The sequence below is a fragment of the Rhizobium ruizarguesonis genome (assembly GCF_017357285.1).
Taxonomy (GTDB): Bacteria; Pseudomonadota; Alphaproteobacteria; order Rhizobiales; family Rhizobiaceae; genus Rhizobium; species Rhizobium ruizarguesonis.
Window position 1 is genome coordinate 2,664,728 of record NZ_CP071678.1, and the last position, 17,073, is coordinate 2,681,800.

Genomic DNA, 17,073 nt, shown 5'->3' on the forward strand with positions numbered 1-17,073 from the left:
GTGGTTATGCTGTGACTTCCCGCGCAATCAGCTTGCGATAGAGATGCCAGGTCGCATGGCCGAGGATCGGGATAACCAGCGCAAGCCCGGCAAAGATCGGGATCGTGCCGATGAAGAGCAGCGCGGCGACAATGAGGCCCCAAAGCAGCACCGGCACCGGATTGATGACCATCGCGCGGATCGACGCCGTAACGGCGGCCACCGCCCCGACGTCACGGTCGAGCAGCAGCGGAAAGGTGATGACGGTCATCGCCAACACGACGAGCGCAAAGACGAAGCCGATCAGATTGCCCCAGATGATCAACTGCAGGCCCTGGGACGTGCCGAAGACCTGGCCGAAGAAATCCGCCATGCTGCGTGGAAACACCTCGCCGAGCAGATTGCTGTAGAGCGTCTGCGCCGTCACCAGCCAGACAACGAAGAAGGCACAGAGCATCAGCCCGACCGCAACGATCGCCGGCAGCGCCGGCGAATGGCGCACCTCAAGCGCATGCGACCATGACGTGTCGAGGCCGGCCTCGCGCCGGCGGCTGATCTCGTAGAGGCCGATCGCCGCGATCGGGCCGATCAGCACGAAGCCCGCCATCAGCGGGAAAACCATGGGCAGAAGATTGGCCCCCGAGGTCCAGAGCGTCAGGAAGACGCCGGCGATCGGGTACATCAGGCACAAGAACACATAGTGGGATGGTTTCTCCATAAAATCGTCGTACCCGCGCTTCAGCGCGTCGAAGACATCTGCGACGCCGATGCGATTGACGACGGGCCGTGTGAGACCTTCGCTTGCACCTGTCATAACATGAAATGCCGCCATGGCTTTCTCCTCCTCAGCCGAGACATGGCCGGCGGCGGGTAGGCATCGGCGGGCAAGCCGACACGAAATCCGCAACCGGCACTGGCGCAATATAACAAATCTCCACGCCCCTGTCGCCATTCCCCTTGACATCGAGGTCAGGCTTTCTCACATCGGCGGCACTATGAAAGCCTCAGACGCAGATATCCTCATCATCCCCGGTTACACCAATTCCGGCCCGGGCCACTGGCAGAGCCGCTGGGAGGCAAAGCTCAGCACGGCGCGGCGCGTCGAACAGGCCGAATGGACGAAGCCGGTCCGCGAGGACTGGATCGCCCGCATCGCCGAGGAAGTGAACGCCTCGACCCGCCCGGTCGTTCTCGTCGCCCATTCGCTGGGCGTGCCCTCGGTCATCCATGCCATCCCGCATTTCCGCAAGCCTGTGGCAGGCGCCTTTCTCGTCGCGCCGCCCGATGTCGCCAATCCCGACATCCGCCCGAAGCACCTGATGACCTTCGGTCCCTATCCGCGCGATCCGCTGCCCTTCCCGTCGATTACGGTCGCCAGCCGCAACGATCCGTTCGGCAGCTACGAGCATGCCGACGATGTCGCCAGCAGCTGGGGTTCCTTCCTCGTCGATGCCGGCGAAGCCGGTCATATCAATGCTGATTCCGGTCATGGCCCATGGCCCGAAGGCACCATGGTCTTTGCCCAGTTCCTTGGCCGGCTCTCTGTCTGATCGAGGAAAAGGCATCGTCTCTCTTGTTGAGCAACTGCTTTCTAAGTCTTTCTTAATGGAATGACAGCAGACTGCGCCGAAGTGAAATAAGCGAGAATGCCCGTGAAGAAAGCCCATACAGAGGCCGGTGATCCGCATGGCGATGCCGCAGCGGCTGAGACAGGCATCGGCAATGGGGCAGCCGACGATTCCGACCTGGCCGAGCGGGAGAGCCGCTGGAATTATGCGCTCGTCGGCTCGGGCCTTGGCGTATGGGATCACAATTACCGTCTCGACCGGAAATATTACTCGCCGACGTGGAAAACCATCCGCGGCATGGCGCCCGACGAGGAAGCCGACGGCGATTACGAGGCTTGGCTGCAGCTCGTCCATCCCGACGATCGCGATTTCGTCGTCCATGCGATCGACCGGCAGAACGCCGGCGATCCCAATTACCAGATCTTCGAATATCGCGAGCGTCACAAGGACGGTCACTGGGTCTGGATCGAGTGTCGCGGCGCCTGCGTCGAATGGGACGGGGACGGCGTGCCGACGCGCATCATCGGCACGGATACGGATATCACCGCCCGCAAGCAGGCCGAGGAGACGCTGTCGCGTTTGTCGCGCCGGCTCGATCTGGCGCTGGAGGTTTCCCGCATCGGCGTCTTCGAAGCCGATATCGAGCATGATACCGTGGAATGGGACGACCGCCTCATCGCCATTTACGGCCTGCAGGGCGCCTCGCGCCAGATCGCCAGCGACGCCTGGGCGAAAAGCCTGCATCCCGACGACCGCGAGCGCGTGCTTGGCTTGTCCGACCGCAGCGTCGAAAGCGGCCGCGATTTCCAGCAGGAATACCGCATCATCCGCGGCGACGGCATCGAACGTGTCATCCGCGCCCGCTCGGCCTTCTTCATCGACGGCAACGGCCACCGCAAGCTGATTGGCGCCAACTGGGACGTCACCGAGGAAGTCGCGCTCCGCAACGAGCTGCAGCGCGCCAAGGATCTGGCCGAGGCGCGCAACCACGAGCTCGAAGCCGCCAAGGAGAGCATCGAGCACCTGGCGCTGCACGACTATCTCACCGGCCTGCCGAACCGCCGTTATCTCGACAAGATGCTGGGCGAGCGTTCGGCCGAATGCCGGGCCAAGGGCCTGGCACTGGCGATCCTGCATATCGATCTCGACCGCTTCAAGCAGATCAATGACACGCTCGGCCACCGGGCCGGCGACGCCATGCTGCAGCATGCCACAAGCGTGCTGAGGAATTCCGTCCGCGCCGCCGATTTTGTCGCTCGCATTGGTGGCGATGAATTCGTCATCCTCTGCGCCGTCGATCCCGCGTCGAAGAAGATCGCCGGCCTTGCCGAACGTGTTATCCGCGAATTGCGCAAACCCGTCAGATATGAGGGGCACGATTGCCGTTTCGGCGCCAGCGTCGGCATCGCCATCGATAGCGGACCGACGCTCGACGCCAAGCAGGTGCTGCTCGACGCCGATATCGCCCTCTATCGTGCCAAGGGCCTGGGCCGCAACCGCTTCGAATTCTTCTCGGCCTCTGCCCGCCGCGACATCATCTCCGCCAAGCACCTTGCCGACGAGATCCTGATCGGCCTCGAGCGCAATGAATTCGTGCCCTTCTATCAGCTGCAGTTCGATGCCCGCACGCTCGATGTTGCAGGCGTCGAAACGCTAGCCCGCTGGCAGCACCCGGTGCACGGGCTGCTGACGCCAGACCGCTTCCTCGATATCGCCGAGGATCTCGACGTCGTCTCGACCATCGACGCCCTCATCTTGGAGCGCGCCATTGCCGACCGAAAGGCGTGGCTGAAGGACGGGCTGCCGATCCCGAAGATATCGGTCAACGTCTCCGCCAGGCGGCTCGCCGATCCCGATCTGGGCAAGAAGCTCCGCGCCCTGAAGATCGAGCCCGGCACATTCTCGTTCGAACTGCTGGAATCGATCTCGCTCGACGATTGCGACGAGGCGGTGGCCGCCAACCTGAAAAAGCTGCGCAAGCTCGGCATCGACATCCAGATCGACGACTTCGGCACCGGCCATGCCTCGATCGTCAGCCTGCTGCGATTGAGCCCGAAGACGCTGAAGATCGACCGCGAGCTGATCCGCATGCTGCCGCAATCGGCCGAGCAGCGCAAACTCGTCGGCTCGATCATCGATATCGGCCGCTCGCTGAACATCCTCGTCATCGCCGAGGGCGTCGAAACGGCGGATCACATCCGGATTCTCGAAGAACTCGACTGTGACACGCTGCAGGGCTACGCGCTCGCCCGGCCGATGCCGGCCATGCAGATCCCCTCCTTCATCCGCGCCGGAAGCTGGCGCCACGGGCAAATTGCCGCTCGCGCGCTGCAGACGCAGCTTCGCCGCGCGCTGCCAGGCAGAGCCGCCAAATAAAAACCTGCATAAGCGGCCCGCCATTTCGCCTTCATTCCACCGTACTGGAAAAGGCGCTACACTCATCCTGTGAATTCATTCGATTCTCTTGGCGGTATTCCGTAAAATCGGAAACCGGGGCCGCGCAATCCGGAAACCGGGGCCACGAAATCTGGAAACCAGGGAAGGAGCGACAGGCGGATTGTGAAACCCTCTCTTTTCCTTTAAGGGGACGCCACGAGATCGATCCACTCGCGCTATCCCAAGAGCGCCAACAATAGAGAATGACCACGATGAACCGTCGCCGCCGTATCTACGAGGGCAAGGCAAAGATTCTGTATGAAGGCCCGGAACCGGGCACTTTGATCCAGTTCTTCAAGGACGATGCCACTGCCTTCAACAAGAAGAAACACGAAGTCATCGATGGCAAGGGCGTCCTCAACAACCGCATCTGCGAATATATCTTCAGCCATCTGAACAAGATTGGCATCCCTACTCATTTCATCCGCCGGCTCAACATGCGCGAGCAGTTGATCAAGGAAGTAGAGATGATCCCGCTGGAGATCGTCGTGCGCAATGTCGCCGCCGGTTCTCTCGCCAAGCGCCTCGGCATCGACGAAGGCGTCGTGCTGCCGCGCTCGATCATCGAATTCTATTACAAGTCCGACGCGCTCGACGATCCGATGGTCTCCGAAGAGCATATCACCGCCTTCGGTTGGGCAAACCCCGCCGAACTCGATGACATCATGGCGCTTGCCATCCGCGTCAACGACTTCATGACCGGCCTCTTCCTCGGCGTCGGCATCCAGCTCGTCGATTTCAAGATCGAATGCGGCCGCCTCTTCGAAGGCGATATGATGCGCATCATCCTCGCCGACGAAATCTCGCCGGACAGCTGCCGGCTCTGGGATATCGAAACCCACGAGAAGATGGACAAGGACCGCTTCCGCCGCGACCTCGGCGGGCTGCTCGAAGCCTATTCCGAAGTTGCGCGCCGTCTCGGCATCATCAATGAAAACGAGCCCGTGCGCGGCACCGGCCCGGTTCTCGTCAAGTAAGGCAGGAAAGACAAAGTGATCAAGGCTCGTGTCACCGTCACGCTGAAAAACGGCGTTCTCGATCCGCAGGGCAAGGCTATCGAGGGTGCGCTTGGCGCCCTCGGCTTCTCGGGCGTCGGCCATATAAGACAGGGCAAGGTCTTCGACCTGGAGCTGGAAGGCGCCGACAAGGGCAAGGCCGAGGCCGACCTCAAGGCCATGTGCGAAAAACTGCTCGCCAACACGGTGATCGAGAACTACGCAATCGCGATCGACTGATGATCACAGACCCGTCGTCCGGCGGACTTTGAGGATTTGGCGTCATGATGAAAGCAAAGCTGGAGACGGAAGTCTCGAAATATATGAGCTATGTTTTGCGTCATGCGCCTGATGCCGCGGGTTTGACGCTTGATAGCGAGGGTTGGGTGTCGTTCGATGAGCTCGAAAAGGTGTTGGCGTCGAAATACGACGTTTCCCGCGCCGATATCATCGAGATTGTCGACAACAATCCAAAGAAGCGCTTCACGCTCGCCGATGGCAGAATTCGCGCAAACCAAGGTCATAGCGTCGATGTCGATCTCGCATTGAACCAGGTTGAACCGCCCGCCGCTCTTTTTCACGGCACGTCTCTGACGAACTGGCACTCGATCGAGCGCGAAGGCTTGAAGAAGATGCAGCGGCACCACGTTCATCTGTCGGCGGATGTCGAAACGGCGAAAATTGTCGCAGCGCGCCGCAAGGGTGAACATATCATCCTGCGTGTGGATGCGGCCCGCATGTTTTCAGAGGGTCATTCTTTCTTTGTCTCCGACAATGGAGTATGGCTCGCCGAAAGCGTTCCAGTTCAATATCTTTCGCGAAACGCAGGGACCCCATGAAATCAGCCGTCGTTCAACTTCCGGGCCTCAACCGCGACCGCGATATGATCGCCGCCCTGACCAAGATCTCCGGCAAGCCGCCGGTGACGATCTGGCAGACGGAAACCGAAATCCCCGATGTCGATCTGATCGTCATCCCCGGCGGCTTTTCCTATGGCGATTACCTGCGTTGCGGCGCGATCGCCGCCCGCATGCCGGTCATGCAGGCGATCATCGACAAGGCTGCAAAGGGCGTGAAGGTGCTCGGCGTCTGCAACGGCTTCCAGATCCTCGTCGAGGCCGGCCTCCTGCCCGGCGCGCTGATGCGCAATTCCTCGCTGAAATTCGTCTGCCGTGAGATCAAGCTCGAAGTCGTCAACGCCGAGACGGACTTCACCCGCGCCTACGCGCAGGGCCAGGTCATCCGCTGCCCGGTTGCCCATCACGACGGCAATTATTTCGCCGACGAAGCGACGCTGGCTGCCATCGAAGGCAATGGCCAGGTGGTGTTTCGTTATGCCGAGGGCACCAATCCGAACGGCTCGATCAACGACATCGCCGCTGTCATGAATGAAAAGGGCAACGTACTCGGCATGATGCCGCATCCCGAGAACCTGATCGAAGCCGCTCATGGCGGCTCGGACGGTCGCGGGCTCTTCGCCTCGGCGCTCGACGTCATCGCCGCCTGAGCCCGCGCCTTGCCCAAAAACGCACAGCGGTCTTGGGCAACGGCATGCACCCGAAAATCCTTCCGTCCGGATCTGGAGCAAGATTGATGCGCCCTCGCCTCGCAAACGCCGCCCTGTTGACCGCTGTTGCAGCCATGGTCGCAGCCTGCCAGACGCCAGCGCCGACAGGCCCGAACCGCGCCGCGCTGCCGACCATGGAACGCGTGGCGCTCGGCGCCAATGCCTGCTGGTTCAAATCGGGCGATCCGGCCTTTGCAGCCTATAAGCTCGCGCCGGAGCTCAATTCCTTCTCCGGCCGGCCGCGCATCCTGCTTGTCCACAAGGGCAGCCCGGAAAGCCGGCCGCTGCTCGTCGTTCAGGCCGAAGGAAGCCCGTCGCGCCTGCAGGCCTTCGGTCCGATGATGTCGGAACCGGTCGCCGGCCGCATCACCACCGACGTCAATCGCTGGTCGGCAGGCAGCAAGGCCTGCAGCTGATCGCCCGGATCAGTCCGCAAAGCCCGATCAATCCCAGAAAAACGACTTGCTGACTTCGCGTGCCGCATCCGACTGCGACACCCCGATATCCTTGAGTTCAGCCGCCGTCAGGCCTCTCAGCGCGCGCCGGCCCTCCCGCTTCTGCTGCCAGAGAAGAATGGCGGCCCATATCCGCTTGAGACGCGTCGTCTCCTCCGCAGGCGCGGTCGGCAGGACAATTTGTCTCCTGTCGTCATAAGAGACAATCGGTACAATCGGCATTTTCATTTCGGGTAGGGCAGACATCCCAGAATCCTCTCGGTTCGTCCGTTCGGATTGTCTCTTAGGCTTGACGGGTACAATGTGGCAATATATACAATTGTCACCATGACAAATTGGCTTCCTGATATTTCCCGTGGTTCCGGGCCGGTCTATCTCCGGCTTGCCGACAGCATCGAATCCGCCATATCAAGCGGCGCCCTGCCCGCCGGCAGCAAATTGCCGCCGCAGCGCAACCTCGCCTATGATATCGGCGTGACGATCGGCACGATCGGCCGCGCCTATGCGCTGGTGCACGAGCGCGGCCTCGTCGCCGGCGAGGTCGGGCGTGGCACCTATGTGCTGAACCGCTCCGAGACGCCGCCCGGCGAACAGATCGACCCGCTGACCGTCTCGCTCGGCGGCACCCGCGTCCACGATGCGCCTGCCAACAAGATCCGCTTCGATACGACAGCCGCCCCCGATCTCGGCCAGGGCAAGGTCATCGCTGGCATCCTTGCCGAGATCGGCGAGCAGCATTTCTCTGAGATTTCTTCCTATTCCCGCAATTTCCCGAGCAACTGGTTCGAGGCTGGCCGTCTCTGGCTTGCCCGCAGCGGCTGGATGCCGGAGGCCGAAAACATCGTGCCGACGCTCGGCGCCCATGCGGCGGCGATCTCGGTCATTGCCGCCGTCTCGGCGCCGGGCGACAAGATCGTCTTCGAGCATCTCACCTATACGCAGGTCAGCCGCAGCGCCCGCCTTCTCGGCCGGCGCACGCTGACGGTCGAGTCTGATGAACTGGGCGTCATCCCCGAGGATTTCGAGCGGCTCTGCCAGCAGCAGCACCCGAAGATCGCCTTCCTGATGCCGACTGTCCACAATCCGACGGTGTCGATCATGCCCTATGAGCGGCGCGTGGCAATCGCTGCAATCGCCAGGAAACACGGCGTCTGGCTGATCGAGGACGACCTTTATGGCGGCATGTCAGGCGACGATACGCCGCTGCTCGCCTCGCTGGCGCCCGACCGCACTTTCCTCGTCAACGGCCTGTCGAAATCGGTCGCCGCCGGCGTGCGCGGTGGCTGGGTCGCCTGCCCGCCGCATTTTGCTCAGCGCATCAAGGTGACGCACAGGATGATCACCGGCGGCCTGCCCTTCATCCTGGCCGAGACCTGCGCCCGCCTCGTCGAAAGCGGCACGGCACACGAGATCCGAAAGGAAAGCGTCGAAGAACTTTCCAGGCGCGTCCGGCTCGCCCGTGAACAATTGCAGGGCTTCGATTTCCAATCGCACCCGCATGCGCCCTTCCTCTGGCTGAAACTGCCGGAGCCCTGGATGTCCGGCACCTTCAAGAATGCCGCCTTCCGCGACGGCGTGCTCGTCGACGACGAGGACGAGTTCAAGGCGGCGCGCGGCGAGAAAACCTATCATCGCGTTCGCATCGGTTTTTCCTCGCCGAAGACGGGGCAGGAACTGGTCTCCGGCCTGATGATCCTGCGCCGGCTGCTGGAAAATGGCGGCTCCGCCTATGACGGCGAAATATGATCCGTTGATGGCCGAGATCGCCCATTCCTCGAACGCCAATCTGTGCGACGGGCCGAACGACGGCATGACGCGCGCCGGCTTGCAGGTCGGCTACAAGTTCTGAGAGTCCATTCGACAATTTCAGCGGGTTGGCCGACGGATGATTGAACTGCTCATTACGGCCGTCTAATCGATCATCGGCAGGCGGGAACCGTTCAGTCCCATGTGGGACGAACAGTATTCAACTCGCCCTGACAAGCCGCCGCGACGCAGTCCGCCAGGCTGCCAAACCGAAGCGCCTTACCCGTCAATCCAGGACCGTAGTGAGCGAACTTCGCGGAATTGGTGATAATTGTATCGACCGATTTGGGGATGACAGGCTCCGCAAGTGTGCACCAGCACGCATCGGTTACGAATTCCACGCCGAAGTCCGACAATTTGCCGACGAGATTCGCAGCGGAAGCCCTTTCGAACGTCGCACGGTTGCAGGTAACCAGAACCTTGACGTCAGGATGTTTCGTCAGGCCTTCGCAGAGCGCGGCCAGCCGCGCGCATTCGTCGAAAGAGAAATGCGGATTGCCCAGCGCGACGAACTCGATGGCATCCACAGACCCGCCGTTGAGTTTCCTCCAGTCCGCAACGACGTCCTTGGGACAGATTTCGTAGCTCGCCTTGATCTTGCTTCCGATAATGCTCTCAAGGCTGTCGGCCTCCGGCGTGACACCGACGATATGGAACATGGGAGAGCCTGATGTCGTCGCAAAACCCGCCCCGAACGCCTTTAGGTCGTCCAGATTCGGCTTCCACGTCTCGAGGCCGATCACGACCGGAATTTCATCTCCGACAAGCTTGCCGATGTGGTAGCCGAGAATGGGGTAGACCATGTCATCCCGCGACACGAAGCCCGACACATTGACCACGAGGCTGGCGCGCCTGTTGTCGGCGATATGCGGCCCGGTCAGCGGCGCGCGCCCGGTGAGAGCGATGCACAGATCCAGGTAGTCAGGATACTTGGCAGTGTGAGCACCCAAAACGCTGTTCGCGAATACGACGGCGTTCGACTCCGCCCAGGCCACCTGCTCACCCTGCCTGGGTGCGGACGACAGCTGATAGGGCGCGCAGGTGAACGTCTTTCGTGCTCCCATGGAGGCGTAGGCCTCACCCAATTCGGATGCGGGTCCGGCGACGTCGGGAGACACGCCCTGCTCCCGCCAACGCATCTGGTCCACCGATATCGAGTTCAGGGTCGTTGGAACGGCAACCCTACCCTCCCAGTCCCGCATGCGTTTCGCGAATTCCAGGCTGGTCGGCCCGGTGTAGATGCAGCCATCGATATGGACCTGGGAGATATCGATGAGTTCCGTCGCTCCCTGAATTTCAGCCATGCGCGTCGTGGCCCTCATTGCCACCTGCACGGCCTTGCCCATTTCCCCGTTCAAAGCCGACCGATCCCTCGATGTCAGCGCTATCGAATTTCCATAGGTGCGATCGGCGGCATCGAAACCGGGGGCGGTTTCGATCCGGCTCGCGATGACCTTGTCGCCGATGAGGGTGACTTCAGGGATAGAGTGCAGCTCGGCGAAGTCGTCTTCGGAGAGCTGGACAACGGGGATCGATCGGCCGAACACTTCCTCAGCGACGATCACTCCGAGCGACAGTATTTCTTCCTGGCGCGAGACCACGATGCCGGCGGGAGCGTGCCCGTTCATGATCAGCTCCATGAGCACGCTGCTGCCCGTACACGAGCCGCGTCCGCCGGGGATGGCGAGAATCTTTCCTGTCAGGACCTGTGTCGACAGGGGATGGTGGCGGTCGATGACTTCTCCGGTTCGGGAGTCGACGCCGCCCCAGAAGCTGAGCGCCGTGTCGCTGAATACGATCGACCCCGTAGCGAAGCCAGCCACAAGCGCGCGCCCGGCAAACACCTTTTCGTCTGCCTGTTGTTGTATATCCGGCATTGTATCTCGATACCATCAACCAAGAAGAAAAGTTTCCTATAGGAAACATCAACGGCACGCAAAAGCTGAGGCCGGAGCCTTGCCCCATTGCTATCGATCGAGAATCAAAAGCAAGTTGTCAAACAGACTCTGAGAAGCGGCCGCCTGTACCGGGCCGAATAAGTCGCCCGCCCTCTGTTGACGGCGGGCATTTTCCTATCGCGCGCCGTCCCGACATAGGTTAAAGAGCGGAAAACGCGCTAGAGCATCTCCGTTTTCTTCGAATCACGGAGATGCTCTATCTCTTTCTTTTCACGCAATTCCGGACGCAAAACCGCTGCGCACTTTTGCTGGATTGCTCTAAGGCAGGGACTTTCGAGAGCTCATGACCATTCCAAACACCATCCCGATCACGCCGGAACTCATCGCGAGCCATGGCCTGAAGCCGGACGAATACCAGCGCATTCTGGATCTGATCGGCCGCGAACCGACTTTCACGGAGCTCGGTATCTTCTCGGCCATGTGGAACGAGCACTGCTCCTACAAATCCTCGAAGAAGTGGCTGCGCACGCTGCCGACCAAGGGGCCACGCGTCATCCAGGGCCCGGGCGAAAATGCCGGCGTGGTCGACATCGATGACGGCGATTGCGTCGTCTTCAAGATGGAGAGCCACAACCACCCCTCCTATATCGAGCCCTATCAGGGGGCTGCGACCGGCGTCGGCGGCATCCTGCGCGACGTCTTCACCATGGGTGCGCGCCCGATCGCCGCGATGAACGCGCTGCGCTTCGGCGAGCCGGATCATCCGAAGACCCGCCACCTCGTCTCCGGCGTCGTCTCCGGCGTCGGCGGCTATGGCAATTCCTTCGGCGTGCCGACGGTCGGCGGCGAGGTCGAATTCGACGCCCGCTACAACGGCAACATCCTCGTCAACGCCTTTGCCGCCGGCATTGCGAAATCCAATGCTATCTTCCTCTCGGAAGCCAAGGGCGTTGGCCTTCCGGTCGTCTATCTCGGCGCCAAGACCGGCCGCGACGGCGTCGGCGGCGCGACGATGGCGTCGGCCGAATTCGACGAATCGATCGAGGAGAAACGTCCGACCGTTCAGGTCGGCGACCCCTTCACCGAAAAGTGCCTGCTGGAAGCCTGCCTTGAGCTGATGAAGACCGGCGCCGTCATCGCCATCCAGGACATGGGCGCGGCCGGCCTCACCTGCTCCGCCGTCGAAATGGGCGCCAAGGGCGATCTCGGCATCCTGCTCGAGCTCGACAAGGTGCCGGTCCGCGAAGAGCGGATGACCGCCTACGAGATGATGCTGTCGGAAAGCCAGGAGCGCATGCTCATGGTGCTGCAGCCGGAGAAGGAAGAGGAAGCCAAGGCGATCTTCGTGAAGTGGGGCCTCGATTTCGCTATTGTCGGCAAGACGACCGACGACCTGCGCTTCCGCGTCGTGCACCAGGGCGAAGAAGTCGCCAACCTTCCAATCAAGGATCTCGGTGACCAGGCGCCGGAATATGATCGCCCCTGGCGCGAATCCGGCAAGCATGCCCCCCTGCCGGCCAATCTCGTTGCCGCACCCGAAGACTACGGCCAGGCGCTGTTGCAACTCGTCGGCTCCGCCAACCAGTCGAGCCGCCGCTGGGTCTATGAGCAATACGACACGCTGATCCAAGGCAATTCGTTGCAGCTGCCGGGCGGCGATGCCGGCGTGGTCCGCGTCGACGGCCATCCCTCCAAGGCGCTCGCCTTCTCCTCCGACGTCACCCCGCGTTATGTCGAGGCAGACCCCTTCGAAGGCGGCAAGCAGGCGGTCGCCGAATGCTGGCGCAACATCACCGCAACAGGCGCCGAGCCGCTCGCCGCCACCGACAATCTGAACTTCGGCAATCCCGAAAAGCCCGAGATCATGGGCCAGTTCGTCGAGGCGGTGAAAGGCATCGGCGAGGCCTGCCGCGCGCTCGACTTCCCGATCGTTTCCGGCAACGTCTCGCTCTACAACGAGACCAACGGCGTCGCCATCCTGCCGACCCCGACGATCGCAGGCGTCGGCCTGCTGCCGGATTGGAGCAAGATGGCCCGTATCGGCGCTGCCAACGATGGCGATAAGGTGATCATGATCGGCGTCGACGGCAGCCATCTCGGCCAGTCGGTCTATCTGCGCGACGTGCTTTCCAGCCGCGAAGGTCCCGCGCCGGAGGTCGATCTGTTTGCCGAGCGCCGCAATGGCGATTTCGTCCGCTCCGTCATCCGCAACGGCCAGGCAACCGCCTGCCACGACATCTCCTCGGGTGGCCTTGCCGTGGCGCTCGCTGAAATGGCGATGGCCTCGGGCAAAGGCCTGACGATTGATCTGAGCGAAGGCAGGGACGCGCCGCATGCGCTGCTCTTCGGCGAGGATCAGGCGCGCTACGTCCTGACCTTGCCTGCCGATGTCGCCGATTTCGTCTGCGTCAATGCAGAAGGCGGCGGCGTTCCCTTCCGCCGTCTCGGCACGGTCGGAGGAACGGCGCTCGTCGTCGGCGATCTCATCTCGCTGCCGATTCAGCAATTGCGCGATGCCCATGAATCGTGGTTCCCTGATTTCATGGAAGGCCGCGGCGAACTTGCCGCTGCGGAATGATGCGCAAGGAGTAACGACCATGGCCATGAAACCCGGCGATATCGAAGACATGATCAAGGCTGGGATTCCCGGTGCCAAGGTGACGATCCGCGATCTGGCGGGCGACGGCGATCACTACGCCGCCGAAGTCGTTGCCGAAGCCTTCCGCGGCAAGAGCCGCGTGCAACAGCACCAGATGGTCTACGAAGCGCTGAAGGGCAATATGGGCGGCGTACTGCACGCTCTGGCCCTGCAGACCTCGGCGCCGGAATAAAGCCCGACGCAATCTGGATGGACGATGCCCGGCCCTCAGCCGGGCATTCTCTTTTCATCGGGACTGGCAAAGACCGAGGCCGGCATCGGCCCCGCGGTCATCAGCGTGAAATCAAACGACGCCTTTAGGTCCGGGCCAAGCACATATTGCCGGTGGACGCGTAGCTGGTCCTTGCGGATCTTGCGGTAGTGTTCGCGCGTCAGCATCTGCTTGACGCGGATCAGAATCATCTTCGCCTCAGGCGCATCCCGATGGCAAGAGACGGCGACGACAGGCACTTTGTAGAAATTGATCGAATCCGTCAGGCACTGCACGTCGAGCCAGGAAATCTCTGGGCAGCGGGCGATCAGCCCGACGCGGGCGCGAAGCAGTGTCGCCGATGACATCAACGCACATTGCAGAATGGCACTGCCGAGTGTGGCAAACACCACGCGCTTGCCCTTGAAGATCTCCGGCTCCCTCTCCAGCAATATGCCGATGACATGGGCGGCGACGCTCGATCCCATGCTGTGCGAGGAGATCACATATTCGTCCGCCTCTTCGTCAAGCGCCTTGCGCACGGCAGTGGCCCGCTCTTCCAGCCAGTCGTTGAAATCTTTCCGGTCCATACGGCCTAGCGCCACGGCCATTGCCCAATCGGCGAAGAGATGCAGCGTATGGAAGCGTTCGGAAAACGGCAGGAAGGCGAAGATGAAGAAACAGAGCGCCAGCGGCGCGCTCCAGAGCATGTGCCACGGCGAAAAGCCGAGACCATAGGGCATGATGGCGATCTGCGCCGTCAGCGCGATCGCCAGCGCCGTCAGCAGGAACGGGAAGAGGAAGAACAGGCCGAAGCGCCAGGCGTGGCGGAAATATCCCCGCATGCCTCCTTCGAGCATGATCTCGGCGCAGCTTCGGAAGCCTGCAATGATCTGGCTCAGCGTGTTGCCGCTGCGCAGTCTACGCACCAAGGTATCGTGATCGACCATGTGGATCCGGCTCTTCGTCTGCCAGCCGGGGGAACCGGCCCCTGCCTCCGGCGCTGTGGCCTTCTCACCCGTCGTGACCACGAAACTGACCGGATCACTCCCCTCGTCCGCTGCCCCTGTCTCAACCGAATAGCCCCAGACGGCGGCACTCTGCCTGGCCGAACGCTCGTAGCGTGCCCTGTGGGCAACGCCGTCGAGCGGCTCGAAGCCCGTGAAATGCAGGACGACCCGCTTCTCGATCAGTTTCATTCCACTCTTCCGGCCGGACGAATGGCCGGCATGTTGGCGCGATCCGGCTGCTGCGCCACTGATAGGGCAAAAAAGCAGCTATGGTCTCGAAGCCGTCTTGCTAACCGAACTCTTCCGGAATTCAATAGTATCCATGTCGTTTCCATCACGAACGGAGGGGTTTTGTGGCCGACCTAGTCAAAGAATTGATATCAGGCGTCGTCGACAGCGTGCTGAAGGAGATCCTGAAGAAAACCACCGGCCGCGCCACGACGAAGCGCAAGAGGCGTAAGACACACCCCGCCGCGACGACGACAGCTGCGCGCAAGGCGACCTCGGCCAAACCCAAGCCTCCCCGGAAACAAGTCAGCAAGCGCCGCACCGCCGCCGGCCGCAGCCGTCAACGACGTAGCTAAGGTATGATGAAATGTGAGCGTTCGGACGAATTCTGCGCCGCTGCGTCTTTTGAGGCGCGCAAAGGAAGCTGTAGCGCTTTGATGTGCAGTAGCGCGACGGCAACAGCCCCGGCAACGGCCCGCCGGAATTGGTATTTTTTTGGTTCGGGCGGCTGGAATTCCTGCTGTCGCATGCTATCTAAAGGCAACGATTGAAACGGTGGGCCTTTAACCCACCTGTTGAAAGGATTAGGTCCCATGAGCGGCATTCACGAATTCATCGACAACGAAATCAAGAGCAACGACGTCGTCCTCTTCATGAAGGGCACGCCGCAGTTTCCGCAGTGCGGCTTCTCCGGCCAGGTCGTGCAGATTCTCGATTACATCGGCGTCGACTACAAGGGCGTCAACGTGCTCGCCGATTCGGAAATCCGCCAGGGCATCAAGGAATATTCCAACTGGCCGACAATCCCGCAGCTCTACGTAAAGGGCGAGTTCGTCGGCGGCTGTGACATCGTCCGGGAAATGTTCCAGGCTGGTGAACTGCAGCAGCATCTCCAGGAAAACGGCATCGCGGTGCGCGCCGCCTCCTGACCGGTCACCGGGCGTCCGCCCGGTTTCCAAATCTGTATCTTGAGTCCGAGGCGCTGCGGCAAGCAGCGCCTTAGCCTGTTTATGGGAATTTCATTGTGACAGATTCATCACAGGCCGTGTCCGCGGGCCGCCTGCCCATGGGCAAGCGAGAATTTATCGCGCTCGCCGCCTTCCTGATGGCCGTCAATTCTCTGGCGATCGACATCATGCTGCCGGCCTTGCAGCAGATCGGCGCGAGCCTCGGCGTCGAGAGCGAAAATCACCGGCAATTCGTCGTCTCCACCTATCTGCTCGGCTTCGGCTGTGCCCAGCTGTTCTACGGGCCGCTCTCAGACCGTTTCGGTCGCCGCACGCCGCTTTTGATCGGTCTCGTCATCTATATCATGTCCGCCATCAGTATCGTCTTTGTGCCGACCTTTGCAGCGTTGCTCGCCCTGCGCTTCGTGCAGGGCGTCGGTTCGGCCGCAACCCGCGTCATCACAGTCTCCATCGTTCGCGACATCTATGGCGGCCGGCAGATGGCCGAAGTCATGTCGCTGATCATGATGGTCTTCATGATCGTACCGGTCATTGCGCCCGGCACCGGCCAGATCGTCATGTTCTTCGGCAACTGGCACCTGATCTTCCTCTTCATCGCCACCATGGCGACTGGTATCGCCGTCTGGGCCTATCTCCGCCTGCCTGAAACATTGCATCCCGCCAATGTCCGTCCCTTCACCGCCCGCTCGATCTTCGGCGCCTTCAAGCTGGTGCTGACCAATCGCGTCGCGCTCTGCTACACCATCGCCAGCACCTTCATCTTTGGCGCGCTGTTCGGCTTCATCAATTCGGCCCAGCAGGTCTATGTCGGCATTTACGATCTCGGCGTCTATTTCCCCTTCGCCTTCGCCGGCGTGGCGATCTTCATGTCGCTGTCGTCCTTCTTCAATTCACGCTTTGTCGGCAAGCTCGGCATGCGCCGCCTGTCGCACGGCTCGCTGCTCGGCTTCATCGCCATCAACGCCATCTGGCTGATCGTCCAGATGGCGAGCACTGATCCGATGCCCTTCGCTTTGTTCATCTCCTTCTTCGGCCTTGCCATGTTCCAGTTCGGCTGGATCGGCTCAAACTTCAATTCGCTCGCCATGGAGCCGCTCGGCCACGTCGCCGGCACCGCCTCCTCCGTCCTCGGCTTCATGAGCACGGTCGGCGGCGCCATTATCGGCGCCGGCATCGGCCAGGCCTTCGACGGCACCGCGCTGCCGATGGTCGCCGGTTATTTCACCGTGTCGATCATCGGGCTCGTCTTCGTGCTGATCGCCGAGAAGGGCCGCCTCTTCCAATCGCAGAACCCAGCCGTCTGAACGGCTGGCC

17 protein-coding genes and 1 pseudogene are annotated in these 17,073 nt (G+C 61.6%); 14 read left to right on the forward strand and 4 right to left on the reverse strand.

Annotated features, from left to right (window positions below; all coding sequences use genetic code 11):
- Positions 1-4: 4 nt before the first annotated feature.
- Positions 5-811 (reverse strand): DUF2189 domain-containing protein, encoded by an 807-nt coding sequence (locus J3P73_RS13255; protein ID WP_130675169.1) that lies wholly within the window; start codon positions 809-811, stop codon positions 5-7.
- Positions 812-974: 163 nt separating this feature from the next.
- Between J3P73_RS13255 and J3P73_RS13260 the strand changes: the two genes are divergently transcribed.
- From J3P73_RS13260 to J3P73_RS13290, 7 genes are all read left to right on the forward strand, one after another.
- On the forward strand, positions 975-1,529 hold the full coding sequence (locus tag J3P73_RS13260) for an RBBP9/YdeN family alpha/beta hydrolase (RefSeq protein WP_130691858.1): 555 nt from the start codon (positions 975-977) through the stop codon (positions 1,527-1,529).
- A 96-nt stretch (positions 1,530-1,625) separates the two neighbouring features.
- Complete coding sequence (locus J3P73_RS13265) at positions 1,626-3,923, forward strand: bifunctional diguanylate cyclase/phosphodiesterase (protein ID WP_130691860.1); 2,298 nt, start codon at positions 1,626-1,628, stop codon at positions 3,921-3,923.
- Between the two features lie 272 nt (positions 3,924-4,195).
- Positions 4,196-4,960, forward strand: a complete 765-nt coding sequence (purC, locus tag J3P73_RS13270) for a phosphoribosylaminoimidazolesuccinocarboxamide synthase (RefSeq protein WP_003540062.1) — start codon at positions 4,196-4,198, stop codon at positions 4,958-4,960.
- A 15-nt stretch (positions 4,961-4,975) separates the two neighbouring features.
- Entirely contained in the window at positions 4,976-5,218 is a 243-nt protein-coding gene (gene purS, locus J3P73_RS13275; protein WP_018072257.1) for a phosphoribosylformylglycinamidine synthase subunit PurS, read from the forward strand.
- A gap of 44 nt (positions 5,219-5,262) precedes the next feature.
- Complete coding sequence (locus J3P73_RS13280) at positions 5,263-5,817, forward strand: RNA 2'-phosphotransferase (RefSeq protein WP_018072258.1); 555 nt, start codon at positions 5,263-5,265, stop codon at positions 5,815-5,817.
- Entirely contained in the window at positions 5,814-6,485 is a 672-nt protein-coding gene (gene purQ, locus J3P73_RS13285) for a phosphoribosylformylglycinamidine synthase subunit PurQ (protein ID WP_018492937.1), read from the forward strand. The genes J3P73_RS13280 and purQ overlap by 4 nt, the downstream gene beginning before the upstream one ends.
- Positions 6,486-6,571: 86 nt before the next feature.
- Positions 6,572-6,961, forward strand: coding sequence for a hypothetical protein (locus J3P73_RS13290; protein ID WP_018072260.1), 390 nt, complete (start codon positions 6,572-6,574; stop codon positions 6,959-6,961).
- A 27-nt stretch (positions 6,962-6,988) separates the two neighbouring features.
- On the opposite strand, the gene J3P73_RS13295 is transcribed toward J3P73_RS13290, so the two are convergent.
- Positions 6,989-7,246, reverse strand: a complete 258-nt coding sequence (locus J3P73_RS13295; RefSeq protein ID WP_130655637.1) for a DUF1127 domain-containing protein — start codon at positions 7,244-7,246, stop codon at positions 6,989-6,991.
- A gap of 81 nt (positions 7,247-7,327) precedes the next feature.
- Between J3P73_RS13295 and J3P73_RS13300 the strand changes: the two genes are divergently transcribed.
- Together J3P73_RS13300 and J3P73_RS13305 are read left to right on the forward strand one after the other, a co-directional pair.
- Positions 7,328-8,746 carry an aminotransferase-like domain-containing protein gene (locus tag J3P73_RS13300; protein ID WP_130675174.1) on the forward strand — a complete coding sequence of 473 codons (1,419 nt, stop codon included), beginning with the start codon at positions 7,328-7,330 and terminating at the stop codon, positions 8,744-8,746.
- A gap of 4 nt (positions 8,747-8,750) precedes the next feature.
- Positions 8,751-8,849 (forward strand): annotated as a pseudogene (locus tag J3P73_RS13305) (acyloxyacyl hydrolase); the annotation flags it as partial.
- A gap of 91 nt (positions 8,850-8,940) precedes the next feature.
- Here the strand turns inward: J3P73_RS13305 and lhpI are convergent.
- Positions 8,941-10,683 (reverse strand): cis-3-hydroxy-L-proline dehydratase, encoded by a 1,743-nt coding sequence (gene lhpI / locus J3P73_RS13310; RefSeq protein ID WP_130691862.1) that lies wholly within the window; start codon positions 10,681-10,683, stop codon positions 8,941-8,943.
- Between the two features lie 364 nt (positions 10,684-11,047).
- On the opposite strand from lhpI, the gene purL reads away from it, so the two are divergent.
- Positions 11,048-13,282, forward strand: a complete 2,235-nt coding sequence (purL, locus tag J3P73_RS13315; protein WP_075225542.1) for a phosphoribosylformylglycinamidine synthase subunit PurL — start codon at positions 11,048-11,050, stop codon at positions 13,280-13,282.
- 19 nt (positions 13,283-13,301) lie between these two features.
- Positions 13,302-13,535, forward strand: a complete 234-nt coding sequence (locus J3P73_RS13320) for a BolA/IbaG family iron-sulfur metabolism protein (protein ID WP_003540079.1) — start codon at positions 13,302-13,304, stop codon at positions 13,533-13,535.
- Positions 13,536-13,570: 35 nt separating this feature from the next.
- Here the strand turns inward: J3P73_RS13320 and J3P73_RS13325 are convergent, their stop codons facing one another.
- Positions 13,571-14,752: a hypothetical protein gene (locus J3P73_RS13325; RefSeq protein WP_018072266.1), complete on the reverse strand. Its 1,182-nt coding sequence runs from the start codon at positions 14,750-14,752 to the stop codon at positions 13,571-13,573.
- A 164-nt stretch (positions 14,753-14,916) separates the two neighbouring features.
- On the opposite strand from J3P73_RS13325, the gene J3P73_RS13330 reads away from it, so the two are divergent.
- The 3 genes from J3P73_RS13330 (at position 14,917) to J3P73_RS13340 (ending at position 17,063) form a co-directional block, all read left to right on the forward strand.
- Complete coding sequence (locus J3P73_RS13330) at positions 14,917-15,147, forward strand: hypothetical protein (RefSeq protein WP_018072267.1); 231 nt, start codon at positions 14,917-14,919, stop codon at positions 15,145-15,147.
- Positions 15,148-15,384: 237 nt separating this feature from the next.
- Positions 15,385-15,720: a Grx4 family monothiol glutaredoxin gene (gene grxD, locus J3P73_RS13335; protein WP_018072268.1), complete on the forward strand. Its 336-nt coding sequence runs from the start codon at positions 15,385-15,387 to the stop codon at positions 15,718-15,720.
- Positions 15,721-15,857: 137 nt separating this feature from the next.
- Entirely contained in the window at positions 15,858-17,063 is a 1,206-nt protein-coding gene (locus J3P73_RS13340) for a multidrug effflux MFS transporter (protein WP_130693087.1), read from the forward strand.
- Positions 17,064-17,073: the final 10 nt, after the last annotated feature.

What these genes read in the sequence shown, in the direction of transcription:
- J3P73_RS13255 (WP_130675169.1), bottom strand. Translation starts at nt 811, where the DNA reads ATGGCGGCATTTCATGTTATGACAGGTGCAAGCGAAGGTCTCACACGG.
- J3P73_RS13260 (WP_130691858.1), top strand. Translation starts at nt 975, where the DNA reads ATGAAAGCCTCAGACGCAGATATCCTCATCATCCCCGGTTACACCAAT.
- J3P73_RS13265 (WP_130691860.1), top strand. Translation starts at nt 1,626, where the DNA reads ATGCCCGTGAAGAAAGCCCATACAGAGGCCGGTGATCCGCATGGCGAT.
- purC (WP_003540062.1), top strand. Translation starts at nt 4,196, where the DNA reads ATGAACCGTCGCCGCCGTATCTACGAGGGCAAGGCAAAGATTCTGTAT.
- J3P73_RS13280 (WP_018072258.1), top strand. Translation starts at nt 5,263, where the DNA reads ATGATGAAAGCAAAGCTGGAGACGGAAGTCTCGAAATATATGAGCTAT.
- purQ (WP_018492937.1), top strand. Translation starts at nt 5,814, where the DNA reads ATGAAATCAGCCGTCGTTCAACTTCCGGGCCTCAACCGCGACCGCGAT.
- J3P73_RS13290 (WP_018072260.1), top strand. Translation starts at nt 6,572, where the DNA reads ATGCGCCCTCGCCTCGCAAACGCCGCCCTGTTGACCGCTGTTGCAGCC.
- J3P73_RS13295 (WP_130655637.1), bottom strand. Translation starts at nt 7,246, where the DNA reads ATGTCTGCCCTACCCGAAATGAAAATGCCGATTGTACCGATTGTCTCT.
- J3P73_RS13300 (WP_130675174.1), top strand. Translation starts at nt 7,328, where the DNA reads ATGACAAATTGGCTTCCTGATATTTCCCGTGGTTCCGGGCCGGTCTAT.
- lhpI (WP_130691862.1), bottom strand. Translation starts at nt 10,683, where the DNA reads ATGCCGGATATACAACAACAGGCAGACGAAAAGGTGTTTGCCGGGCGC.
- purL (WP_075225542.1), top strand. Translation starts at nt 11,048, where the DNA reads ATGACCATTCCAAACACCATCCCGATCACGCCGGAACTCATCGCGAGC.
- J3P73_RS13320 (WP_003540079.1), top strand. Translation starts at nt 13,302, where the DNA reads ATGGCCATGAAACCCGGCGATATCGAAGACATGATCAAGGCTGGGATT.
- J3P73_RS13325 (WP_018072266.1), bottom strand. Translation starts at nt 14,752, where the DNA reads ATGAAACTGATCGAGAAGCGGGTCGTCCTGCATTTCACGGGCTTCGAG.
- grxD (WP_018072268.1), top strand. Translation starts at nt 15,385, where the DNA reads ATGAGCGGCATTCACGAATTCATCGACAACGAAATCAAGAGCAACGAC.
- J3P73_RS13340 (WP_130693087.1), top strand. Translation starts at nt 15,858, where the DNA reads ATGGGCAAGCGAGAATTTATCGCGCTCGCCGCCTTCCTGATGGCCGTC.